Here is a 25,380-nt window from a genome sequence, read left to right as displayed (position 1 = left end):
TACACATCGGACTTTTCCCAAGGTCGCGGTTCGAGCCCAATACTTGTCGGCTCGCCGTCGCCCCGTTCAACACGGATTTGCAAACTGCCTGATGCGAGACCAATCCACAGTCCTTCAAGAAACCCCGCCTGCTGCGGAAATGAAATCAGAGAACGAGATTGACTGCCGATCGCAAGAGACGCCATCGACAGAAGCCAAAGCAGCACGCGGCCGCATGGGCAGCGTCCCCGGAGTTCGAATCCTCGGATCCGGCGCGTTTGTGCCTGACAACGTGATCACCAACGAGGACCTGGCCGAATTGGGTTGCGACAGCGAATGGATCGTCCGCCGCACTGGCATCCTACAACGCCGACACGCGACGCCCGACCAAGCCACCAGCGATCTGTGTTACGAAGCCGCGGTTCGGTGCTTAGATGACGCCGGCGTTTCGATCGAAGAGATCGACTTGATCCTGGTCGCCACGATCACCCCGGATCACTTCACCCCGTCCACCGCTTGCCACTTGCAACGACGTCTTGGTGCGTTTGCCCCAGCAATGGATGTTGGCGCCGCGTGTGCTGGTTTCATGTACGCGTTCACGACGGCAGCACAATTTGTTGCCAACGGAAACGCCAAACGCGTTTTGGTCGTGGGCGCCGATTTGATGAGTCGCCTGATCGACCCGAACGACAAAAAAACCTACCCGCTTTTCGGCGACGGTGCCGGTGCGGTGATCGTCGGCCCTGACGACACCGAAGGTTCCGATGGCGATGCGGCAGGCCCGTCTGGCATCTTGTCCTATCAACTGGGCAGCGAAGGCTGCGGCGGCGAAATGCTATGCATCCCAGCCGGGGGTACACGCATGTCGCTGACCGACGAAGCCAAAGAGCAAGGTTTGCAATACTTGCAGATGGACGGCCGCAACGTTTTCAAATGGGCAGTCCGAGTCTTCGACGAGAGCGCCAAAGACGTTTTGAAAGATGCCGGGATCGGATCCGACGAGCTTTCTTTGGTCGTCCTCCACCAGGCCAATCAACGAATCATCGACTCGGCCGTTTCCGATCTCGAAGTTACCCCGGACAAAGTCCTGGTCAACCTTGATCGCTACGGCAATACCTCCGGCGCGAGCATTCCGTTGGCACTTGACGAAGCCTTCAAAGCTGGCCGCATCGAACGCGGAGATTACGTCTTGCTGTGCGGGTTCGGCAGTGGCTTGGCCTGGGGCACGGCACTGATCCGTTATTAGCCCCTATCCGGTTTGGACTGCCTCGTTCCAAACCGCGAGTCTCATAAAAGTGGCCGCCTATGGCCACTCCGGTGGGCGTTTCTCGACAAATGCCTGAATCCCTTCGGCGGCCGAATCGGTCGTGCATAGCGCGGCAGCTGTTGCGGCTCCGCCGGCCAGATTGGTCAACAACGTTTCGCCGATCGCTTCATTTAAGATGCGCTTCGTCGCCTGCACCGATTCACGCGGCGACTGCCCACAGCGTTTTGCCAACGCATTGGCTTGCACCCACACTTGATCTGCGGCAATCACTTCGCCGCACATGCCTAAACGGTATGCTTCAGCAGCGTCGATCGCATCACCGGTCAACAACATCCGTGCTGCCGTCGCAGCTCCGAAGCGGAACTCAAGCAGCGGTGCGGTCAGCCCGCCGATTAAACCACGCTGTGCGGCGTTTGCAATCAACTGAGCCTGTTTGGAAAGCACCATCAAGTCGCATGAAAGTGCAAGTGCCAAGCCGGCACCAATCGCATCGCCATCGACCGCCGCGATAATCGGCTTCGGGAAACGCAGCAACGTCTCGCAAAGCTCAGTCAACTGACGCCACGCGTCCATCCACTCGGGATGCGCGTCGATCGGTTCCATCGTCGCGATCTTGGCAAAGTCCTTGAGGTCAACACCGCTGCAAAAGTGATTGCCGCGACCGGTCAACACGACGGCCGATACCTTCTTTTCTTGATGGATGTCTCCAAACGCTTCGATCAACTGATGAATCAAAGAAGCATTCAACGCGTTACATGCATCGGGTCGGTCTATCACGATTGTGGCGACCGAGTCCATCACTTTGATATCGACTTGTTGGCTCATCGTCCTGATACAAAGGGGTTATTCGAAGTCGGCCAATGCGTGCATCGAATCGGCCAGATCACTGTACAGCTTTCGGTAAACAGGGAACAGCTTGTCATAGGCTGCCGCTGCCTTGCGATCAACACTGGTCGATTCTGCTTTTTCGATTGTTGCTTTGCAAGCCGATTGAATGTTCTTGTACGCACCGTCGCCGACGGCCGCCAACAAAGCGACACCGTAGGCAGGACCTTGCTCGACTTTCAGGGTCGTGATTTTCTTTCCAAACACGTCTGCTTGCATTTGTCGCCAGAACGGATTTTTACTTCCGCCGCCTGACGCTCGGATTTCTTTGACAGGCACGCCGAGCGACTGGATAATTTCCAAACTGTCACGCAAAGCGAACGTGATGCCTTCCATCACACTGCGGGTCATCGCGCCGCGTGTGTGCGTCAAATTCAAACCGACGAATGAGCCACGTGCCTTGGGATCGGCGTGTGGGGTACGCTCGCCGTTCAGGTAGGGCAGAAAGACGACACCGCCGCTGCCCGCGTCGACCTTTTGCGCTTCGGCGGTCGCCGCGGCATAAGCTTCGCCGTCGCCAATTCCGGACAAGCCTTGCAGGATCGACTCAACCCACCATTGCAGCGATCCGCCGCTGGTCAAGTTGACGCCCATCATGTGCCACGCACCGTTCACCGCGTGACAAAACGTATGTAGACGTCCAGACTCGTCATACTGTGGTTCGTCGCTATGAACGAACATCACGCCACTGGTTCCGATCGAGGTGCTCAACACCCCTTTCTTGACAACGCCATTGCCAACCGCCCCCGCGGCACAATCCCCGGCACCGCCGACAACTTTGCAATCGGTCGTCAATCCAAGTGCCGTTGCTGCGGCCTGTGTCAGAGTCCCAGTGACCTGTTCACTCTCGACGACTTCAGGCAGCAAGTCGATATCCAAATCCAACTTCGTCAGCAACTTCTTTGACCACTGGCGTTTCACGACGTCCAGCAGCAACGTTCCGCTGGCGTCACTGACTTCGCTAAAGAACTCGCCGGTCAAGCGTCGACGAATCTCGTCCTTCGGCAGCAATACCTTGGCCAGCCGTTCGAAGTTCTTGGGTTCGTTGTTGCGCAGCCACAGGATTTTGGGAGCCTGAAAACCGGTCAACGCCGGGTTGGCGACCATCTTGATCAGCTTCTTGCGTCCGCCGGCCGCCGAAGTGATTTCATCGCACTCCGCTGCGGTACGTTGGTCGTTCCACAGCAACGCCGGCCGGATCACGTTGCTCTGTGAGTCCAAGAAAACGCTGCCGTGCATTTGACCACTCAGGCCAATCGCTTTGACGTCTTGCGGTTTGAGCTGAGCCTTGTTCATCACCTCGCGAACAGTCTTAACCGTCGCGGCCCACCAATCGTCGGGGTCTTGCTGAGTCCAACCGGGCTTGGGTTGCTCCATCGGATAGCTCGCATCGGCTTCCGCCAACAACGCACCTTTTTCGTCGATCAACAACGTTTTGGTTCCGCTGGTTCCGACGTCGATTCCTAGATAGTGACTCATGGTGAAGATTGATGATGAGGGTAGGATGAAGATTCAACCCGGTGCTGCTGTAGAGACAGGCAAGCCGAACCGGATTCGAAGGGATTGCGTATCGTACCGAGAGCCAAGCCGCGTCGTCATTTCCAGATCAGGCCGAACCGAATTGTTTTCCCGAAATAAGCTCGGCCTCGGAGATATATTACCGCGTCTACAACTTCCCCATTCAATCTATCACACCGCTACGATGCCAAGCTTCGATCACGGAAGTCACCGGAACCTCAACCGACGCCATGCAATCGGGATCCTTTCAGCCTTGGCCGTGACCGGCTGCGGTAGCTCCTCAGAACCGACTCCGGACAACAAGCCATCGGGCGAGCGCCGCGACGTTCCCTTGCGAATCGTCTTTGATGGCTCCGAAGATGACGCCGCGGCGATCCGGCGCGCTTACGGAACCGAAGCGGAACAATCACTACAAATCACGGCAATCGATTCCAGCCAAGCCGGTCAGATTGAATCGATCATCGACGCCGTCCGCAACAGTGATGTGGCTATCGTTTCACACGCTTTGATTGGGACATTGATCGCGAATGAAACGATCGTCGATATCAATCAAGAAGTCTTGGATGACATCGCGTCAAACCATGGACCATTGCTTCCCGCACTTGAACATTCATTCGGCCGCTACGACGGATTGCGGTGGGGCGTCGCTGCTGGCGCCAAGCCACTCGCGGTACTGTCCCTGGATCCCGATTTGACTCTCGAAAACTGGGCCGACTATCACACTTGGCTTGGCGACAAAAAAGGCAAATCGGGTGAACCACTCGCGACGTCTTGGGCGGCAAATTCGTTTCTGAATCGGTGCGCATTGACAATCGATCGCGCATGGTTGTTTGATCGATTGACACTCAAAGCACAAATCAATCAACCCGAATATGTCGAACAGCTGCAGGCGTTGCTTGCCGACTCAAAGCTTTATGCATCGACCGAGATGACGCCTGCGATGATTTACAACGGCATCCGCCAAGGCGAGCTAAAAGGTGGCATCGCATTCCAAACGCCGATCACGGCAGCAGCACCGGACGCGTCCGCAGAGTTTTTTGACGTTTCGGCAACGGCTTGCCCCAACGAAACCGAAACGGAGCGTCTGTGGCTCGGCCGCCAAACCTTGATCGCATGCGTCAGCACCGGCTGCCGCCAAACGGAGGCGTCGCGAAGATTCGTTGGCTGGATCTCAGGAACCCCGTCACACTCCACGCTAACACAACAAACGGAGCTGGTTTCGCCAACACGCACGCCTCGCGAATCGACCGTCGGCGGACAGTTGACCGGCTACGCGCGCTGGGCGAAGGAGCAGTTGAACACATCGCTCGTCGTCAGCGGCCCTTGGCTGCCGAACGGCACCGAATACTACCAAGTTCTCGACGATCAAGTGCGCCGATGCATTGGCGGAGAAACCGATCCGCAAGCGGCGCTCAATCAGGTTGCAGAACGCTGGAACGAAATCAGCGATCGCAACGGTATCGAAAAACAAACGGCCGCGTGGAAGAAGCTGGACGTTTAATCGCGACGTTACAGCAGAACGATTTTTGGCTTGGACTCACCGACCTCGCCCCGGCGCCGTGCCTTGATTCGCACGTACGGGGCAATGAATTTTGCCCGGTCGGCAAAACTGTTGGCTGGGGCCTCCGGCTTCGCATGTACCGGTTCAACCAAGTCTTCGATCATAAACCCCGAACGGCACATCCCGCCAACGATCTGCTCCCAACGGTGCAGGTACTCAATCGCACCGCTTTCCCGCAATCGCTTTGATGCCGCAGTCGCTTGACGCGGCGGAGGAACGGGCTGGCTGCGATAATACGTGTGCAGCACCGGGTACCCACGTTCGGCACGTTGATAGTCCGCTTGCAAACTCACTGGCTGTTTGTGCTGGCTGATATAGATGCCGCCAGGCTTCGTGACCCGAGCGACTTCGTCAAAGACGGGACGTATGTCGGGAACGTAGCAGGTACTGACCGGATGAATCACGATGTCGAACGAGGCACTGGCGAGACCGGACAGATCCTCCATCGTGGTTTGCAAGATCCGCAAAGAATAGCCTCGCTTCGCCGCAACTTGACGATCAAGTTCCAACATCGCCCCGCTCAGATCGACCACGGTTACGTTCGCTCCGGCAGCGGCATACAGCGAACTTTGACGCCCCCCGCCGGCAGCCAAGCACAACACGTGTTTGCCAGAGATGTCGCCTTCAAGCCATCCCGCCTGATCAACCACTGACAACGGCCGCGAAAGCTCTTCAGCGGTCGCCGGTCGGCAAAGAGGATCACCCGATGCAGCCATCCGGTCGTAAACCCGCTGGTTTGCGTCAAGCACGCCTGGGTCCGCTTGCTGTTGGCGATTTCCCGAAAATGGCGATCGATCGTTCGGTGGAAACTCGCTCACGGGCGTGGCTTGATCACGTTGGGGGATCTGGGAGAACCATCACGGGCGGTCGACAAAACAGCCCCAATGTTCAAGCAGCTGAACCTAATCGCAGGCGAGAATTCCGACAATCGAAAACAGAGAGGGAAAGCGGTCAGCCGCCAGGGGACCCAAAAAAATCCGCTGAGTCACGGAAAAACAACCTAAAACACGGGTTTACCGCCCCTTTCCGAACTAGGACCGCGAAAAATAGGGAACTTTCGCGATTCCATTTCATCCGAAGGTTATACCGACCGTGGCACGCCTTCATCACCGCCACGCGTCGGAGGAATCCCCTGGGAATCCCCCCTCCCCTGACGACCGTCACGGTTGGGTTTGACTTGACAGTGCAAAACTAGGTTATCCTCTTGGCCGGTGCTTCGAACTGAATCGCAAGCAACCCGGCGACGGGCTGGATGTTGTAATGGCTTTACCTGACGACCTTCTCGACGAACTGCTGTCGGCGTACCTGGATGGTGCGGCGAGTTCGGATGAGTGCGCTCGTGCCGAACAGTTGATCGACAGCGACCCAGAAGTCGCAGAACGGTTCCAAGCCTTCATTGAGCAACGTGAACACCTGCAGGCGATCGCCCGCAGTAACCAGCAAACCGCGTATCGCTTGCCCGCTAACTTTGCCGACAATGTTGTTGCCGCGGCAATCGATCACGTCAAGTCGCAAAGTGGGATCGATCACCACCCATTGCTTGTTGCCGACCAGGAACTTCGTCCTGCCGGTCGCTCTGATTCACGAATCTCGGCGAGATCAATCACAATCGGGGTGGCCGCCTTGGCGGCATCAGTGCTGTTTGCCATCGGCGTGCTGCGTGAACCTGCCCCAAGCGATCACCCCGCAATCGCCGAGAACAGTCCCGCCCCGCAAGAAACCGCCGAGCACTCACAGAGTGACAGCCCGTCGCCTGTGACCGAAATGCTCGCCGAATCAGAATCCCAGGGAAACGCCGATTCCCAGGGAAGCACTTCAGAGCCCCTTCCGGCAATAGACGAAGCCGGAACTACGGAAATAGAACCGATGATCGCGATGGACGCACCGTCGTCCGCGGCAACGATCGACACTCCTGACCGAGAGCCGATCGAAGCGTCGGTGGAGCAATCGCCAGCGACACTACGTCCACTGAACACCCTTTTGGTCATCAAAGTCGAATTGACCGAAGCAGGACGAACTGCCGATTCGTTCAGTCAAGCGACGAATACCCTGCAGTTTCAAACGAGCGAAGAACGCCCCGTTGGTAACGACTTGGCTGCCGCGGCCAATCGCGAGTCTGGTGAGAGTGACCTTGGGGCTCCGCAACGGGTGCTGCTTCTGGAGTCACCCGCAAAGAAACTCGATTTGCTCGTCAATGCCTTGGCAAATGATCGCGACCACGTGGCATCACTTTCGTTCAGCTTGCTGTACGCGGAGCATGATGCTCCTATCCTGAAAGCGGTGAATGCGGCTCGACTTCCAGATCCCACCCGAATTCGCCACCAAGGCCGAAGCACCCCTCTGGTAGGCGAAGGCAACGATGCGTCCGTCGGACTTTGGCAAGACGAATTCGGGGATCGAGTCTTTGCCCCAATCACGCCAACGACCGCCGCAATGGTGTCCAGCATGGGCTCGGGGCAGCCACTCGAATTGCCCACAAATGCTGCCGATCTTGACGGCAGTTTGAATGAAGAGCCTGACCAAATGGCGAACATTCTGTTTCTGATCCGCTGATCGATTTCTATTGACGCTGACTGCGAAAACCGGGTATCAAAAACACGATTCCCCGCAAAGAATCAGCAGAGCGAGGCAGCAAGACCGGACCTCCCACGCGCCTCGATCAGCCACCCTACCAATTGCCAAACAGATAAAAAGCAAGGAAGGCTTTCCCATGACTGGCTCGACCCATGTGCCGCTGTTGGATATCAACCGCGACAATCTTCCACATCGCGATGAGTTCGTAGAGGCGCTGACCGCCGTCGTCGACAGTGGGCGTTTTCTTTTTGGTCCCGATGTGGTCGACCTTGAAAAAGAAGTTGCCACACACAGCCAAGCCGAATTCGCCGTGGGCTGTGCATCCGGAAGCGACGCGTTATTGCTCGCCCTGATGGCACTCGACATCGGTCCCGGCGATGAAGTGATCGTGCCAAGCTTCACGTTCTTCGCTTCGGTCAGCTGCATCACGCGACTGGGTGCGACTCCGGTTTTTGTCGACATCTGCCCCGATACCTTCAACGTCGACCCGCAGTGCATTGCCGACGCGATCACCAGCAAGACACGGGCGATCATCCCGGTACACCTGTTTGGCCAGTGCGCCCAAATCGATCGGATCTGCCAGATCGCCACGCAACACGATATCCCTGTGATCGAAGATGCCGCCCAAGCAATCGGTGCGGCGTATCACTCCCGCCCCGCAGGTAGCTGGGGATTGGCCGGCTGCTTCAGTTTCTACCCCACCAAAAACCTTGGCGGGATGGGTGACGGCGGGATGCTGACTAGCAACGACGAAACCTATGCCGACCGCCTGCGTCTATTGGCCGGACACGGCATGCGACCGCGATACTATCACCAAGAAGTCGGCATCAACAGCCGCTTGGACACGTTCCAAGCAGCGGTCCTGCGAATCAAACTGCGACACCTCGATGAAGCCGTCGAGTCACGCCAAGCGATCGCGTCACGCTACATGACTTTGCTGACCGATGCAGGATTGGTTGGCCCCGATCAAATCGTTTTGCCTACTGTCGATGCGAACGCATTCCACGTCTGGAACCAATTCGGTGTGCGTGTCGGTGGCGGACGTCGCGACGCTTTGCGTTCACACCTCGGTGACCGCGGTATCGGAAGCGAGATCTACTACCCCGTTCCTGTTCATCGCCAAGAGTGCTACGCGAGCCTGAAAATTGATTCGGCGACTTTGCCGGAGACCGAGCGAGCTTGCGCAGAAATTTTGAACCTGCCGATCTTCCCAACACTTACCGCTCGCGAACAAGAGCAAGTGGTCGACGGGATCGCCGCCTACTATCGCGCCGGCGCACGAGTGGCCGCGTAACTCGCCACGCCAAATCGATTCAAAGCAGACAAAAGCCGTGTCAGTTCGCTGACGCGGCTTTTTTTTGTTGGGCAATGGATGAGAGGCATTCACTCTCGAACGTCACACGCCGCCAGGACAATCCAACGGCTTCCAATCCATCGGCTGATGACGCAAACCGCAACCGCTTGTGACTCAGGAAATGGCGACTGCGATAGGCAACTCCCCTGCAATAAAAAAAGCGAGGCCGGGTCCTGATTCCAGAACCCAGCCTCGCATCGATCGTTAGCAGTGAATGCTTTCGAAGTTACTGACCGAGGGCTTCCTCGATGACTTCACCCGAAGCTTTCGTTCCCATCGCACCCCAAACACCGTAAGGGCTCTTACGACCTGCACCTGCGGTTCCGTAGGTCGGATCCAGGTTGTGGTAAGGCACTTGAGTTTGATCGCCGGTGTCGATGCTGTCGGTGATGAACGTAACCGCACCGTCACCCATCAGGATGTGAACGCCACCTTGGTGCAAGCTGGACGCCGATCCGTAACCGAAGTCGCCGTGACCACGGTAAACGCAGTAGCTGTTCGGTGGACGAATGGTGTTGAACACAGAGAACTGTGGACGACCATCCGACCAACGACGACCACGACCGTGGCGGTCTGCTTCGTCCAAACCTGGGTCACCATCGGTCAACGTTGGCGACCAGTAACGTGGACGTTCTGGGTCGAGATACTGTTCCCAAGTGTTTGGCGCTTGAGCCATGTCAGCAGCTTCTGCTTCACGGTAAGGAACCGTCGCAACCAAACGCTCACGGGCATCGACGATGTTTTCGCCACACATTGCAGTGTTCGAAAGACCGTCGCGGATGTCGCGGAACTTGGTGAAGTGGCGAGCGTGGAAGACACCACGCGCCCAACGGCTTCCAGCTTCCGAACCCCAAGTACCGTCACTGCTCGCGACGCCTTCGTCGTTCACACCGCCGTGGTGTTGCTCGAAGTACGCGTCACCGGCACATGCCGAGTAGTTGGTGTAACCGAGGCGGTAAGGTGCCGATTCGGTCGGGTCGCTGGGGCAGCGATAAGCGGCAACCTGGGTCAACCAAGGCTGGTAATTATCGTTCCATGGCACAGGCCCCATCGCTGGGTAGGGCAGGTTACCACCGTCCGTACGGCGCGTGCCGTCGCGGTTCAAGTCGAGCGGATTGCTGATCTGATCCCACATACCTTGTTGCTCGAGGAACGGAAGAATCCCGACCATCCAGCTCAGGCTAAAGTAGTTATTGAAGTCACCACTGTCGCCGTGCGAGTGGGTGCGGTAGGTACCACCACGGTTCATCGGCAAGTTCTTGTATGCCGAGTGATAGTTGTGCAGGGCCAAGCCGATTTGCTTGAAGTTATTGCTGCAGCTCATACGGCGAGCGGCTTCACGAGCGGCTTGAACCGCTGGAAGCAAAAGACCAACCAAGATTCCGATAATGGCGATGACTACCAGCAGTTCAACAAGCGTGAACGCCTTCTTACGTCCTGAAAAACGTCTCTGTCGCATAAGATCCTCGTAGAGAAAAGATTAAACCGTACCCCGATCAACCCGCCCACCAGGGCAATAAATAAAACGTCAGCGGATTGAGAATGGGATTTGACGGGTATACTAACCAGATAAGCGTTTGGGGGATTCGCCCAATCCTGCAATTTCTTACACAAAAACTGAAATGGTGCGACTATGCACTCCTGTATCGGTGCAGCACGACGAATCGTTCAAACAAACTTAAGTTGAGTTTTATTCTGCAGGCTCGTAAAGCCCCCTCTGTTGACATGTCAACAATTGAAAGTTGGTTCATTTTCGACCACAACTTCCCCATCGGTTAACGAAAACTACGTCCCCCGATAAACCAGCACCACGACGCGCTTATTTGCGACGATCTTGACCTGGTGAAGTGCAATCGGTCACCAGTGACATATCCCGACATCAATGCGTGTACTCACAATCCATTCTTTGGCGGATCGTCGGTGAATGAAAACAGAAACGCTTTTCCGATTGATCATGCTCCACACCCGGCATCGATTTTGAGATGCGACAGACAGGCGTTTAAAGGAACGGCGGCTGTCTAATGCTCTTCCCAACTTCTCGCCCTATGTATCAACAACGCTTTCAAATTCCGTCGCCGACGCAGGTGTCTCTTAACGTGCACAAGCGGTTGAGGCCCCAGACTCCCTGCTTGGCCTGCTGTTTTGCCGCCGTACTCCTGTTGGTCGCCGGATGCAATCGCTCAAATGTCGAACCGCAGAAAAGCGAAACAAATTTCCAACCAGCGAAACAAGACGCGGCGGCGAACGAAAAAACAGAAACACAGGATGCGAGCCTCGCAGAACAGGCTTATCGCGAACACCGACTGGGAAACTCGCAACGTGCAATGCGTTTGGTTCAGCAATCGTTGATCCAAGACCCCACGGACATCGCCACGCTTCGATTGGCAGTCGAACTGTATTCCCAAAGCGCTGACTATTGCTTAGCCGCGGAGTTCGCAAGCAAGCTGGCTGATCTGGATTCACAGAACTCTGACAAGATCCGCCTCCGCGTATTCGATTGGTACATCAAGTGTGGCAACTTCGCCGCCGCGGAACAGAATTTGAAAGACGGTTTAGCGGTCGATCCGAACAACGTGAATTTCAACCGTTTACTCGCACAGCTTCTAAATGCCCAAGGCCGACGCTTCGAAGCGAGCGAGTACGCGCGAGAATTGATACGGCTTCGAGCGGTAAACCCTGCAGAAGTACTAAGTCTGATCGACCTCTCCGGACCTTATTACCTGGCCTCTTTCGACGAGTTCATTTCGCTTGACAAGCCGTCTCTTTTCCAGCTTGGCAAGCTTCGTGAGCAGTACACGAAACTGAATGTCGATCCCGATCGAATACTCCAAAAATTGCGTGAGCTGCGTGAAGCGTTCCCCGACAATGCGGCTCTGGCGGCATTTCAAGGACGCGTTCTGACCGAATCGGCGCATTTTGATGAACTCGCTCAATGGCTCGATGCGTTGCCCGAGAACACCAGCGAACAACCTGAATACTGGAGCACGATTGGCAACTGGTTGGTCCATCGTGGCGAAGACCGTTCCGCCATCCGAGCGTTCGGAGAATCGCTACGTCGTGACCCCACCGATCGCGAGTCGCTACGTCAATTACTACAGGTGCTGACACGACTTGATCTCGACACCCAAGCGGAGAAGGCCAGACAAAACCTGGTCACACTCGATCGAATCTTCCGCATTGCCAAGCAGGCCGATCCGGATCAAATGCGTTGGATCGCCGAACAACTACAACAACTGACTCGTCCTTGGGAATCGATCGGATGGCTGATCTATGATGCCCAAGTCACCGGTCAAATGGCACTGCGAATTCCGCAAATCGGAAAACGTGCCGACGCCGTCAAGCAATGGGAGAGCGCCGCAAGCGAAGAACAACTTCGTAGCGTTCGACTGAACAGCCTGTTGGGTTTCAACATCAACGAGATTCCGCTGCCTAACTTGAAAGGCGTCACCGATTCCACGCAGACGCCTTCTGGGGATAACACCGCGAACCAAGCTTCCGAAGGAAGACGCATCGACTTTGCCGACATCGCGTCGCAGTGTGGAATCCAGATGACATTCGAAAGCGGATTCCCACACGACGGCATGGGCTTTCATCCCTACCAAGTCAACGGCGGTGGCATCGCGGTGATCGACTTCGATCTTGACGGATGGAATGATTTGTACTTCGCAAATGCTGGCGACGACCCACGCAATGACAACGCGAGTCAACCCAATCGTCTCTATCGTTCGCAACATGACGAACAATTCCAAGACGTTTCCGAGATGGCGGGCGTTACTTCACGACACTTCGGTCAAGGCGTTGCGGCTGGCGACTTAAACCAAGACGGTTTTCTTGACTTGGTGGTTGGCAACATCGGGCGGAACGACATCTACTTGAATCAAGGCGATGGGACGTTTCTTGAACTCGCCGCAGACAAAATCGACGACCAGTCTGCCTGGACATCCTGTGTGGGGATCGCGGACGTGACCGGCGACCATCTGCCAGAGATTATCGAGGTGAACTACATCGACGACCCAAAGTCCTTCGACGCCCGTTGCGAAGAAGACTACCTGACGTGTCAACCACAACGATTCAACGCAGCTGCTGACCGGGTGTTCGTCAACCAAGGCCAAGGCCACTTTACAGCTTGGGATCAATTCGATGCCCATCGTGACGTTCGACAGCACGGCTTCGGGCTTGTCATCGCCAACTTTGATCGCAAACTTGGCAACGATTTCTTCGTCGCCAACGACGGCGACTTAAACCACTACTGGGTCAGTGTTCCAAACGAACGCACCGACACCTCACCCTATGAATTGGCCGAATCGGCAAGCATTCGCGGATGCAGCATCGGGCGTGGTGGGAACAGCCAAGCTTGCATGGGCGTCGCATCCGGTGACCTGGACCGCAATGGGACGTTGGACCTTTTGATCACCAACTTCCATAACGAACCGGTCAACCTTTTTCTGCAATCCCGATCCGGATTCTTCGCCGACGAATCCGTTCGCTACGGATTGTTTGAGCCAACTTACTCGGTACTCGGCTTCGGAACTCAATCGTCTGACTTTGATAACGATGGGTGGCCTGACCTAGCTGCACTAAGCGGTCACGTCTTTAATGCGACAGCCGAGGGCGTTCCGTTTCGAATGAAACCACAATTGTTCCGGGGCAGTTCCAACGGATTCGCATTGCAGAACGACGAAGACCTCAGCGACTATTGGCAACAAGAGCAACTCGGACGAACACTCGCCGTACTGGATCTGCAGCACGACGGACAAATTGACTTGGTCAGCAGCCACTTGGACTTGCCAATCGCGCTGCTAAAAAACCGATCGGACTCCGGCCATTGGTTTCAGCTTGAACTGATCGGTGTCGAAAGCGAAAGAGACGCAATTGGCGCCGAAATCAGCGTCCGATCAGGCACTCAAACATGGCACGCTTGGCAAACCGGCGGCGACGGATACATGTGCAGCAACGAGCCCGTGCTCCACATCGGTTTGGGTTCCGCAACACGGATCGACGAAGTCAAGATCGACTGGCCGTCGGGAAAGACGCAAAGCTTTTCAGACATCGACGCTGACCAACGCTACTTGCTGATCGAAGGCGACGACCAATTGGCACCACGTTGGTAGTCTCAACAGGTTCGCCGCAGATTACTTTTCGAGCAGTTCCGTAGCGATCCCTTGCCCTTCAATCACCGTGTAGCATCGGTTTGCGTCCAGGTCTTTCAATTCTTGAACGTACCCGGAGGGCCAAGTGATTTGGGCGCGATCGACCTGATCATGCCCCGCAATCCCGAAATCCACAATCGGTTCATTCGTGCAGAGCATCCCGTCTCCACCGACCAGCCAGCCTGTCCACGATTCGGTACCACACTCGATTGTCAGCTTCGCGCCATTCGCATCGCGTTCACTGTCGGTGCCAATCAATCGAAACTGAACGCCGTTTCTGCTAAGGGTTTGATTTTCGAGCAGCGCGACCGGTTGATCCAAATGATTCAATACCAAATCGACCTTGCCATCCAGGTTCCAATCGAGCGTTGCCATGATGCGTCCTAACGTCGGCTTGGACCAATAATCACCCACAGGCGTTTCTAAATTGAATCGGTCACCATCCCCGCGAAAAAACTGAGGCAGCATTTGAAAGGGCCGACCTTTCCAACGGTGGTCAACCAAATTGCCATTGAGCACCGCAAGATCTAAAAACCCGTCACGATCGAAATCGACCGCTTGAGTTCCCCACCCGACGGTCAAACGAGTGGGTTCATAAATCCCCGCAGCCGCAGCACCATTTGCGAACAAGCCGCCATCTTGTTGCAGGAACAAATCGGCGGACTGATTCCAAAAATTCGTGACATGCAAATCCAACGACCCGTTGCGATCGAAATCCCCGGATGCGACCCCCATGCATCCATTGCGTTGTCCGAGTACACCGAATGCACACCCCAGAATTGGTGCGCACTCTGACAAACGAAACGAACCGCCACCCGATTCGTCTCGATCGACATTCTCTGACAGCCAAAAATGGTTTGCTTCGGTGTCATTGGCGATGAAAACATCGTTGCCGGCGACACCATCAAAATTTGCGATGACTCCGCCGAAGCCGAAGTTCGGTTTTTGATCCATTTCCAAGCACCCGTCCCAAATTTGGAACTGTCCATCATTGGTCAAATGCCAAACTCGATCGAGCGCAGGCTTAAACCCGCTCGGATTGCATATATCGTTCTTAGGAGTGCATCTCGTTGTCAACGCCGTCGGATCGTCAACGTAATTGACTTCCACAAGCTCTGGTAAGCCGTCACCATCGAGATCGCCGGCCAGGATCGATGAAGTCCACAGTGGGCGCAATGGTTCTTGGTCAATCACTTCACGCGAGAATGAACCGTCGCCGTTGTTTCGGTAAAAAACATTCGGCCCGATATTGGACAGTGCAATGTCAACAAAACCGTCTTGGTTCACATCGATCGCCGTTGCGCCTTGCCCATAGCCACGATCACCAACACCGGCACCAAGACTGACCTCCGTCCAACGTTTGCCATCGAGATTTCGCATCAACACGTTAGGCCGACTCCCTGTCGGATCGAATGCTTCACCACCTCCCTGGACGAAGTAAAGGTCAGGTGCACCGTCCAAGTCGTAGTCCATCGCCGCTATTCCGCCGCCGGTGAGTTGGTGTAACGCATGGCTTTCCGCTGCCGGATCATTCCCGCTGTCATAGGAAAAATCCAGGCCGACTTGTGATGCGACATCATCTAGCACGATGTCGACCGTCTTCTCTGGTTCACGCTCTGTCACCTCGCGATTCACATCAACGCCAGAGTCCGATTCTCGATCATTCAACAATGCCGCGATCGTTTCCGGCTCGGGGCGCGTCCAATTGGCGGCGTCGATTCCGATTGCGTTTTCGATTCCGGCAATTGAGTCATTCGTTGAATGTTCGGCCTTCCGTCGCAAGTCAGCAATTCGCGTCGAAGTTTCCTCCAAATTCGGACGGAGCTTTTGATCGATCTCCAACCATGCGATCGCTTCCCATTGCCGGCCAAGGGAATCGAGCAGTTCTGCTAACCGAAACAGTTCGTCATGAGTTCCGGGACGAAGTCCGATCCGGCTGACGATCTGTGCCGCTTCGGTAAGGCGTTCGAATGACTCTCGCGACGCGGTAGCAGCAGACGATTTCTCGAGCATGTCCAGTGATCGGGACAAGGCCAAGAAAGCTTGCGGATCGGTAGGATCCAGTTTGACGGCTTCAAGTAAACATCGTGCCGCCTCGCGATGCTGGTTGTCGTGTTGGAGAAGCACTCCGGCGCTGTACCAGTACGAAGGCTGCACGACGATCTCACTCTTCAAATCAGGCAACAATTGTCGCAATGAATCGTCGTGGTTCATCTCGATCATCAGACGGCAAAAGAAAGCCGCGATCGCTGTCGAATCAGGAAACGTTAAATACAGCTGTTCCGTCAAGCGTGCGGCTTGATCCAGTTTCCGATCCGCGCGATAACGCTGTGCCACAGCCAGTGCGGCGGGAACCAACTGCTGTCCGAATTCTGGCTTCGGCAACGTTGTGTCGACAAAAGCGTCGCTGAGCGTATTGAGGGCGAATAATTCCTTTTCCGTGATCTCACCAGATTTCGCCAGTCGCCATAGATACGTTGCCGCTTCGATACGTTTGCCCTGGTTGTTCAACAGCGCCGCCAAGCGATGACGAAGTGTATTGAGTCGCGGATCATCATGTTCGACGGCAATCGGAATCGCTTTGGTCAATTGCCCCTCCGCCAGTTCAAATTGATTCGCCGCGGTTAACCACTCCGACGAATCGATCATTGCCTGAATGTAGATCGCTGGCGTTTCGGGCAAGATTTGATCGACCAAAGCATTGGCGGGAATGAGATCACCACCGGCGGCTTGGCATTTCGCCGCAATCAGCAAGACTTTTGGATCCACGGGCGGATCAACCAGCAGCGGGCGCAAAACGCGTTCGGCTTCGACATAGTTGCGTTGCCTTAGAAACGATTCGGCCTCAACGATCCGATCCGCAGCTGTCCGCCCGCTCGTCGCTTCGATCGTTTCTTTTTTCTGCTGTTTCCGCAGGAGTTCTGCTGCCGTGGGGTCCGTTCCGCCTGAACCGCAACCGATGCATGCCAACACCATCAACGAACCGTACAGTTGGATGCGGACTTTCACTGGAACCCTTTGAACTGAAAAGCAGACTCGGAATTTTCAATCAATAGATAATGATAGCCGGCATCGAGATCGTAAAAGGATTGGCGTTCTCCGCCCGGCCACGTGACGGTCACGTTTCGAGCTTTCATCTCGCCGCCCAGTCCGATCGAAATCCGACGTTCATTCGAACACATAAACCCATCACCGGCAGTCAACGGAAACATCACCTGACGGTCACCGACGTCGGCATGAACGATCGCGCCAATGGCATCTCGCTGCGATCGCGTCCCTTTTAGGTCCAACGTGATGACATTCCCAGCACTGACGGATTCATTGATTAACATCGCCGCAGGCTCGTACAAATGCGTAATCACGACGTCTACTTTGCCGTCACGATTTAAATCCGCCGTTACCAAAGCTCGCCCTAAATGGTCCTTGGTGAAGTACTCGCCTAAGCCGTCGCGTGCGAATTCCGCCCACTCGCCCGACCGCTTGCGATAGAACACCTGAGCCGGCATATAGTAGCTGACATCATCTCGATAGACGTTATCAACATGTCCGTTGGCAACGATCAACTCCTGGGTTCCGTTGTTATCAAAGTCAGCCCACTCGGTTCCGAAGCCAAGTAATTTATTGGAAACCTCGCCCAGTTCGCTGCGATAGGACTGGTCTTTCCAAAAGCCCCCGGACACCTGTTCGTAAAACGTGTTGTGGTCGTCGGCAAAGTGCGTCACAAAGAAATCGACATCGCCATCGCCGTCGGCATCCGCCGTCGCGATTCCCATTGAAGCCTGTGAATGCGACTGGCCACTTAGCCCCACACCACGCACGGCTGCCAAGTCAATTAATTCAAACGTTTGGTCTTTGTCGTTCTCGTTGGGTGAGCTTCGATTGGGCGACCACAAGTGATTGACCGTCATATCATTGGCGACATACACGTCAACGCCTGGACGCTCGTCGAACGAGCCACCCACTAAGCCTAAGCCACGTCCTGGCGTGACTTGATTCATCCACACATCGCTTCGGTCCGAAAAGGTCCCGTCGCCGCTGCCCTTCCAGACCCGGTCTTTGGCCGCCTCGAACTGCAATGGCGGGCAGGTCGAATGTCGCCCACGGTTCTGACAAGACTGCTGATAGGGTGCTTCCCCACCGCAATAATTCGTCGCAAACAAATCGGAAATTCCGTCCGCATCAAGGTCGGCGATCAATGCCGATGTCGACCACGCATCATCGCTCAAACCAAGCGGCACCGCCGCTTCACGGAAGGTCCCGTCTCCATTGTTGATGAACAGTCGATTCTGTCCGATATTGGCATCGAACACGTCAGGGAATCCATCCTCGTTGAGATCACCGATCGCAATGCCTTGCGAAAAGCCGTTGTCGACGTAGCCCGCCGTTTGCCCAAACTCAACAAACCGATCTCCCAGATTTCGAAACAAACGGTTTGGCGACGAATCCGCTTTCATCGGAGAACCATCTAACATCGTGATGGCGACGTCCGGGAACGAGTCCAAATCGAAATCGATAATCCCCACGCCTCCGCCAACGCTTTGATAGATCCAATGGCCTTCTTTGATCGCTTCGGGGGCGACTTCACAAGTGTGGACAAAACCGCGTTGTTGAGACTGGTCGGTAAAGAACAGATCTGCAGCTCCGTCCAAATCGAATCGTGTCTTCGACGGATCGCTGACGTCAGCGATACCTTGGCTCGCCAACCCTTCTAAATTCAAACGATTGGACAGCAACTTGTCGGACTCGATCCAAGGAGTCGACGAAGTGAGTTGTGAGCGAATGTTTTGGTAATGCTGGATGTTGTTCGGTGACTTCCCGCCCGGCAGGGAAACTGCAACTCGCGCCCAAGCTTCTGCTTCCCAAACACGCCCCAGATCAATCATCGCATCTGCAACCGCCATTGCCGCTGCATGACTGTTCGCCTTCCGTTCCAAGTGCGTCTTGACGGCATCGAGCAACTTGCCTTGCCGAACGACTTGCGCCGCAACCACATCCGCGTCCTCCGCCCGATCAAGCTGAATCAGACTTTGGTGTAACATCGCGAGCTCCGCCGGATACATCGTCGGCGCCAGACCTTGGACATTAAAAAACGATGTCGCGGCGAGCGATTGCTGTCCGGTTTCAAACGCCCAATTCCCAATCACACACCAATACTCCGGATCACGCTGCACCGATGAAGGGGCTTGGCGATTCCAATCGGGGATCTGATCAAGCTTGCCTGTCGCGATCAACGCACGACCATACAGGACATACGCGGCTGCCTCGCCTGGACGAGAATCCAATACACCGCGAGTGCGTTTTAGCACTGAATCCCAATCCTGTTTGATCGCGTCAAAACGAGCTAACGAGTACTCCAGACGCACATCTGCGTTTGGTTCTCGCAATAACTCCTGGCACCAATCGATATCCGGTTCCACACGCAGCGGATTCGCCAACACCAACAACGAATCCGGATCTCCCATTCCGCGCCGAGCCAACCAACGCAATGATGGTACCGCCCGTTCGGGAAGTCCGATCATCGTGACAAGACCAACCAAGTCAAAGCGGGACTGCGGTTCGTCTGGAAACCGGTCAACGAATGACTGAAGTGCATCGGTCGCATCGAAGACGCGCCCCATCTGTACGAGACGTTTTGTCAACTTGTCGAGCAAGCCAAGATTCGCCGACTTCGTCATCTCCAAAGCGGTTTGATACATCTCGACGGAAGCATCGAGTTTGCCAAGTCCGGCAGCGATGTCACCACTCAGTTCGATCGCCCGAAGGTCGTTTGGATAGGCGATCAAAAAATCACGAGCTCGTGTTTCGGCAGTCGCCAAATCCTTCCGCGAGATCGCTTGCCCGATCCAACGCACGAACTCATTGGGGGTCCGCATCGCCGTCGATTCGAGAGACGGTTCATGACTTGTCCCAGCAGGTGTCTCCTCCGCCGACGGACTTGTGCCCGGCGCGTTCACCCGCGTTTTATCCGAACAGCCGACATGCATGCATGCTAGGACCAGCATCATGGACGCCATTGTCGCTTTCCAAAACCGCACGCCGCCCATTGCTCCACTTCTTCTCACGATCAAACGTCTACTTCTCTGCTAGGATGCCCAACGCACCAGTCCGGAGGATCCGACAATATACACCCTGCATATTCTCGCCACACCCAAGTCGAGCTGTCACCGACAAAGTCCAAAAACGGATTGAGCAAGTGGCGCTTTCCGTTTACTCCAGAATACCCCCTAGGGCTTTTCGGACCACTATCGTTAAGGGCGCGGATCCTTGACTACATTGTGAAACGATCACACAATTGCCGCCTTCAAAAACCATTGCCCCTCCCCTTTCAGGATTGAATTTGCATGTCTATTGCAAAGCTTCTACCAGTGACATTGTTTGCTTTGGCCTTGAGCTTCTCCGGTTGCGGACGTAGCGACGAAGGTTTCGTCGAGTCGCCAGCTCAAACACAAGAAGACATCGACTACAACGAAAACTACGAAAAGATGATGCAAGAAGAACAAAAGAAGAACTACGGCAACTAGTCGTTGCATCTTTTGCGACACTGCGATTGAACGCTGGGCTGACTCGAACTCGGCCCGCGTTCTTTCATCCCCTCGCGTCTTATTCCCGCCACCTAATACAAGGCGTCGAGAATCGCGCCACGCCGATTGGCGTCTAAAATCTTCCCTGGCGCTGCGTCAGGTACTCGGTCAATGCCGTGTCAAAAGGCATGCTGGTATCGAGCGGAACGTAATCGATTTGCAGCTTATTGCACCCCTCTCTATAGGCATCGCGAAACTCTTGGAGCGCTGCCAAGTAGTCATCACGGAACCCCGTCGCGTCGACGCTGACAGACTGTCCCGATTCCGAGTCCGTGAATTGCACCGGGCCGTCGTAGGGGAACTCGACTTCTGCGGCATCGAGAACATGAAAGACGATCACGTCATGTCCGGCGTGACGGAGTCGTGCCAGCGCCGAGATCGTCTCGTCGATTTGCGATTTCCAATCGGCATCCGGATCATCTGGTGGCCACAAGTCACTGAACAACATCACCAACGAATGATGCTTTAACATCGCCGCGATCTGCGTCAGTGATGCGGGTACATGTGTCGAACCTTTTGGCTTTAGGTTCGATAGCTGCGCGATCACGTCTCCCAAGTGTCCGCGCCGCGAACGCGCGGGCAACGCCGCGTGCAATTTCTCGTCAAACGTCATCAGCCCGACGGGGTCTTGCTGCATGATCATCAAATACGTCAGGGCTGCCGCAAGGCAGGTGACGTACTCGAACTTGGTCATCGTCTGGCTTTCAGTGAAACCCATTGAACTGGACAAGTCGATTACCAAGTAACCGACCAAGTTCGTTTCCGATTCGAACCGTTTGATGAAGTACTTGTCGGTCTTCGCATAGACCAGCCAGTCGATCAGTCGTGGGTCGTCGCCGCGGTTATAGCGACGGTGTTCGCTGAACTGGACCGAGAACCCCTGAAAAGGGCTGCTATGCAAACCTTGCAAGAATCCACGAACCACCATCCGGGCGCGGAGGTCCAGCCGTTTGATTTGCTGCAATGCCTCGGGTGATAGCGGCGAACTCATTTGGCCAACTTTTCTGGCTTCGGTGGCTGGATGTCTTCAAGCAACCGTGACACGACCGAGTCCGAATTCATTCCTTCGGCGGTGGCTTGAAAATTGGTCCCGATCCGATGGCGAAGCACAGGCAACGCGATCCGGCGAACGTCAGCAACATCGACGCTAAATCTACCTTCCATGGCGGCCATCGCTTTCGCACCAGCGATCAGGTTTTGCCCCGCCCGCGGACCGGCACCAAAGTCGACCAGCTCGCGAACATAGCTGGGTGCTGTCGCATCCGCTGGACGGGTCGCTCGAACCAACATTGTCACATAGCGGATCACAAAGGGGTTTACCGCGACGCTCGTGACGAGTTGCTGCACATTCAAAATTGCACGCGCGGACAATACCTTGTTGACCGTGGGCGTCTCACCACGGGTGGTCGCTGTTAGGATTTGTTCTTCCTCGGCAGCCGAAGGATAGTCGAGCTTGATGTTGAACATGAATCGGTCCAACTGGGCTTCGGGCAGCGGGTAGGTGCCTTCCTGTTCGATCGGGTTTTGGGTGGCGATTGTGAAAAACGGTTTGGGCAGCGCATAAGTGTCTCGCCCAACGGTGACTTGCCTTTCCTGCATCGCTTCGAGCAACGCGGCCTGAGTCTTTGGCGGCGTCCGGTTGATTTCGTCAGCCAGCAAGATGTTGGTAAAAATAGGCCCTTCGACAAATCGAAATTGTCGTTTGCCGTGCTCGTCTTCTTCGAGAACCTGTGTGCCCGTAATATCGGAAGGCATTAAGTCCGGCGTAAACTGAATCCGCTTGAACGAAACATCCAGAATGCTGGCCAAGGTGCTGACGATCAATGTCTTTGCCAACCCCGGCACGCCCTCTAACAAACAGTGCCCGCGGGTATAAATGGAAGCCAACAGCTGTTCGATCGTTTCCGATTGACCCACAATGACTTTCGAGAGTTCCGACCGGATGGTTGCTTGGTGGTCGGCAAATTCACGGAGCACATCGCCAAGGTTTCGACCTGACCCTCCAGACGAAGGTTTTCCTGCTTTTCCCGGCGGTGGTGGCGGAGGCGTGGACGCGTTCACGATTGGCGGGGAACTCTTTATGGTGGAAACTGGAACGTGCAACGATTTACCTCGCAATTTAACGCTCTGGCAACCGTCGCTCTACCGCACTTGATGTAAACATGAATCCTCAACAGCCCCGCCGAACGGTTGCGATGCCCCGACTGCTAAGACTCGCCACTTTCGCAATCCTCGCCGGATCGTGCATCTTACCCAAACAAACAAAGGCGGCTGTCGATGCCCCCACCGTCAGCCGTGCGATTGATCGCGGGGTGGCGTATCTGCGCGGTATTCAGACAGAAACCGGTGGCTGGAACGAATACGCCGGACACTCTTGCGGGCTAAGTGCGTTGTGCACGTTGGCATTGCTCAACGCCGGCGTCTCGCGCGAAGACGACGCGATCAAAAACGCGATGCTTTACTTGCGAGCGACCGAAACGAGCCAAACTTATTCGGTCGCGCTACAAACACTGGTCTTTTGCCAATACGGATCGGCAAGCGACATGCCGCGAATTCGAAACAACGTCACCAAGTTGGTCCAAGGACAAAAACCGAACGGCTCCTGGGGATATGGCGATAGGGGAATGTCGCGTGGCGACCCTTCAAACTCGCAATTCGCTTTACTCGCCCTCGGTGCCGCCCAGGATCATGGTGTCCAAGTTGACCCAAAGGTCTTTCGCGCAGCGATCGAATACTGGAAGCGGCTCCAAAACCCTGATGGCGGCTGGAGCTACAGCGGGGGCGGATCGACGGGCAGTATGACGTGCGCCGGAGTCGCCTCGTTGATCATCGCCCAGGGCCGTTTGGGTGACACGAGCTCGCGAATCGAAGACGGCCAGATCGTTTGCTGTGGTGGCGAGATCGGTGAAGACGACCCCATTCAGCAAGGTCTCGAGTGGCTGGCTCGCCGCTTCATCGTCGAAGACAATCCGAACGGTCATGCCTCGACCTACTTTTACTACCTCTACGCGATCGAGCGGACGGGACGACTGTCGGGACGACGCTTCTTTGGCGGTCACGATTGGTATCGCGAGGGCGCCGAGAAACTGCTGTCAATCCAAGATGGCTTTCAAGGTTTTTGGTCGGGCGGCGACTGGGAACCCGAAGCGATCGCGACATCGTTTTCGCTGCTGTTTTTATCCAAAGGAAAACGTCAAGTTGTCGTCGGACAACTGGCCTATCAAGACAACCAACGCGAACAGTGGCAGCCACACCCCGATTCGCTTCGACAATTGGTGCGTCACGTCGAACGCGCTTGGGGCAGAGACCTCACCTGGCAAACGGTGCGATTGAAAGACGCCGGAGTCGTCGACGTCTTACAGACGCCAGTGTTGGTGATTAGCGGGCGCGAATCGCTGAATTTATCAGATGAGCAAAGCGACCTTTTGAAAGAATACATCGACCAAGGTGGAACGATTTTGTTTGACGCCAGCGGCGACCTCGGCTGTGGCAACGCGACAAATTTTCAAAACAGTGTCGCCAACCTCTGCTCACGATGGTACCCCGATGCACCTCTGGAACGGCTGCCAACGACACACCCAGTGTTCAACGCCGAACGCCAAGTCGACATTGACGCGATGCCCACCAATTTCTGGGTCTACGGAGTGCAAGCTTGCTGCCGCACGGCCGTTTTCTATGTGCCGCAAAGTCTGACCTGCCGCTGGGAACTATCAGACAAACTGTTCTCACGCGGTGACCCCGACAATCCGCTTCGTCGCCAGATCGATCACTCCGTTCGTATCGGACAGAACATCATCGCCTACGCGACCGGACGAGAACTGAAAGACAAACTCGATGCACAAATTGTTTTGCAATCAGAGTCGCTTTCCGAAGCCGCACGTGGATCCACTCGCATCGCAAGTCTGGCAATCGGCGCTGGTGGTGCCGACGCACGACGCGCCCTGCCCAACGTCGCGACCATCATCCGAAATCAGGCCCAAATCGACATCGCGGTCCCGGATTCCGAGGTCGGATTTGAATCCTTGGATCTCGCCAATGTCGACCTGCTTTGGGTGCATGGTCGACGCGAATTCACGCTGAGTCCTAAACAACGTGACGCACTTAGCGAGTTCATCAACAACGGCGGCGTGATCCTGGGTACCGCGATTTGCGGTGACGAAGGCTTCGCCGATTCGTTTCGAACTCAAATCAACCAAGTCCTTGGCCAAACGAAACTCGCATCAATGCCAGCCGATCATCCGATGCTGACACGGCAGTACTTAGGCTACGACATTCGATCGGTAACGATCCGTCGCCCCAGCCGCGCGGGCCGTGGAATGCCGGTAAGAAAACAAGTCGGCCCACCGATGCTGGAGTACGCCGAGCTCGACGGTTTCGTCGCAGTCGTCTTTTCACCGCTGGACCTTTCGTGCGCCTTAGAAAGTCAAAACAGCGTGCAGTGCCCTGGCTATAAAACCGAAGACGCCGCCAAAATCGTGACCAACGTGCTGCAAATGACACTGCACCAATAG

At 55.5% G+C, this 25,380-nt stretch carries 15 protein-coding genes; 7 read left to right on the top strand and 8 right to left on the bottom strand.

From position 1 onward, the window contains the following. The first annotated feature begins 139 nt into the window (after nucleotides 1-139). Nucleotides 140-1,225, top strand: a complete 1,086-nt coding sequence (locus CGZ80_RS06335) for a beta-ketoacyl-ACP synthase III (protein WP_233148257.1) — start codon at nucleotides 140-142, stop codon at nucleotides 1,223-1,225. A 57-nt stretch (nucleotides 1,226-1,282) separates the two neighbouring features. Here the strand turns inward: CGZ80_RS06335 and CGZ80_RS06330 are convergent, their stop codons facing one another. Both CGZ80_RS06330 and xylB read right to left on the bottom strand, forming a co-directional pair. After that, nucleotides 1,283-2,071: an enoyl-CoA hydratase/isomerase family protein gene (locus tag CGZ80_RS06330; RefSeq protein WP_094412500.1), complete on the bottom strand. Its 789-nt coding sequence runs from the start codon at nucleotides 2,069-2,071 to the stop codon at nucleotides 1,283-1,285. Nucleotides 2,072-2,089: 18 nt separating this feature from the next. Continuing rightward, nucleotides 2,090-3,610, bottom strand: coding sequence for a xylulokinase (gene xylB, locus CGZ80_RS06325; RefSeq protein WP_094412498.1), 1,521 nt, complete (start codon nucleotides 3,608-3,610; stop codon nucleotides 2,090-2,092). Between the two features lie 223 nt (nucleotides 3,611-3,833). On the opposite strand from xylB, the gene CGZ80_RS06320 reads away from it, so the two are divergent. Continuing rightward, a complete protein-coding gene (locus tag CGZ80_RS06320; RefSeq protein ID WP_094412496.1) occupies nucleotides 3,834-5,150 on the top strand; it encodes a hypothetical protein in 1,317 nt (438 codons plus the stop codon). 8 nt (nucleotides 5,151-5,158) lie between these two features. On the opposite strand, the gene CGZ80_RS06315 is transcribed toward CGZ80_RS06320, so the two are convergent. Then, on the bottom strand, nucleotides 5,159-5,926 hold the full coding sequence (locus CGZ80_RS06315) for a class I SAM-dependent methyltransferase (RefSeq protein ID WP_094412702.1): 768 nt from the start codon (nucleotides 5,924-5,926) through the stop codon (nucleotides 5,159-5,161). Nucleotides 5,927-6,470: 544 nt separating this feature from the next. Between CGZ80_RS06315 and CGZ80_RS06305 the strand changes: the two genes are divergently transcribed. Both CGZ80_RS06305 and CGZ80_RS06300 read left to right on the top strand, forming a co-directional pair. Continuing rightward, the gene (locus CGZ80_RS06305; protein WP_094412492.1) at nucleotides 6,471-7,763 is read left to right on the top strand and encodes an anti-sigma factor family protein; all 1,293 of its coding nucleotides are present in this window, start codon (nucleotides 6,471-6,473) and stop codon (nucleotides 7,761-7,763) included. A gap of 157 nt (nucleotides 7,764-7,920) precedes the next feature. Next, complete coding sequence (locus CGZ80_RS06300; RefSeq protein WP_094412490.1) at nucleotides 7,921-9,078, top strand: DegT/DnrJ/EryC1/StrS family aminotransferase; 1,158 nt, start codon at nucleotides 7,921-7,923, stop codon at nucleotides 9,076-9,078. A 286-nt stretch (nucleotides 9,079-9,364) separates the two neighbouring features. On the opposite strand, the gene CGZ80_RS06295 is transcribed toward CGZ80_RS06300, so the two are convergent. Further along, nucleotides 9,365-10,597, bottom strand: a complete 1,233-nt coding sequence (locus CGZ80_RS06295) for a DUF1559 domain-containing protein (protein ID WP_094412488.1) — start codon at nucleotides 10,595-10,597, stop codon at nucleotides 9,365-9,367. 670 nt (nucleotides 10,598-11,267) lie between these two features. Between CGZ80_RS06295 and CGZ80_RS06285 the strand changes: the two genes are divergently transcribed. Further along, nucleotides 11,268-14,249 (top strand): FG-GAP-like repeat-containing protein, encoded by a 2,982-nt coding sequence (locus CGZ80_RS06285; protein ID WP_158249768.1) that lies wholly within the window; start codon nucleotides 11,268-11,270, stop codon nucleotides 14,247-14,249. Nucleotides 14,250-14,270: 21 nt separating this feature from the next. On the opposite strand, the gene CGZ80_RS06280 is transcribed toward CGZ80_RS06285, so the two are convergent. Together CGZ80_RS06280 and CGZ80_RS06275 are read right to left on the bottom strand one after the other, a co-directional pair. Continuing rightward, a complete protein-coding gene (locus tag CGZ80_RS06280; RefSeq protein WP_094412482.1) occupies nucleotides 14,271-17,297 on the bottom strand; it encodes an FG-GAP-like repeat-containing protein in 3,027 nt (1,008 codons plus the stop codon). Further along, entirely contained in the window at nucleotides 17,294-20,350 is a 3,057-nt protein-coding gene (locus tag CGZ80_RS06275; RefSeq protein ID WP_143543771.1) for an FG-GAP-like repeat-containing protein, read from the bottom strand. The genes CGZ80_RS06280 and CGZ80_RS06275 overlap by 4 nt, the downstream gene beginning before the upstream one ends. A gap of 279 nt (nucleotides 20,351-20,629) precedes the next feature. Between CGZ80_RS06275 and CGZ80_RS27550 the strand changes: the two genes are divergently transcribed. Then, a complete protein-coding gene (locus tag CGZ80_RS27550; protein ID WP_143543770.1) occupies nucleotides 20,630-20,809 on the top strand; it encodes a hypothetical protein in 180 nt (59 codons plus the stop codon). Between the two features lie 133 nt (nucleotides 20,810-20,942). On the opposite strand, the gene CGZ80_RS06270 is transcribed toward CGZ80_RS27550, so the two are convergent. Together CGZ80_RS06270 and CGZ80_RS06265 are read right to left on the bottom strand one after the other, a co-directional pair. Beyond that, nucleotides 20,943-21,860 (bottom strand): DUF58 domain-containing protein, encoded by a 918-nt coding sequence (locus CGZ80_RS06270; protein ID WP_094412478.1) that lies wholly within the window; start codon nucleotides 21,858-21,860, stop codon nucleotides 20,943-20,945. Further along, nucleotides 21,857-22,846 carry an AAA family ATPase gene (locus CGZ80_RS06265; RefSeq protein WP_094412700.1) on the bottom strand — a complete coding sequence of 330 codons (990 nt, stop codon included), beginning with the start codon at nucleotides 22,844-22,846 and terminating at the stop codon, nucleotides 21,857-21,859. The genes CGZ80_RS06270 and CGZ80_RS06265 overlap by 4 nt, the downstream gene beginning before the upstream one ends. Nucleotides 22,847-23,031: 185 nt before the next feature. On the opposite strand from CGZ80_RS06265, the gene CGZ80_RS06260 reads away from it, so the two are divergent. Next, on the top strand, nucleotides 23,032-25,380 hold the full coding sequence (locus CGZ80_RS06260; RefSeq protein WP_094412476.1) for a DUF4159 domain-containing protein: 2,349 nt from the start codon (nucleotides 23,032-23,034) through the stop codon (nucleotides 25,378-25,380).

It is taken from the genome of Rhodopirellula sp. MGV, from assembly GCF_002251265.1.
Classification (GTDB): domain Bacteria; phylum Planctomycetota; class Planctomycetia; order Pirellulales; family Pirellulaceae; genus Stieleria; species Stieleria baltica_A.
This window is presented reverse-complemented; position numbering and strand designations above follow the sequence as displayed.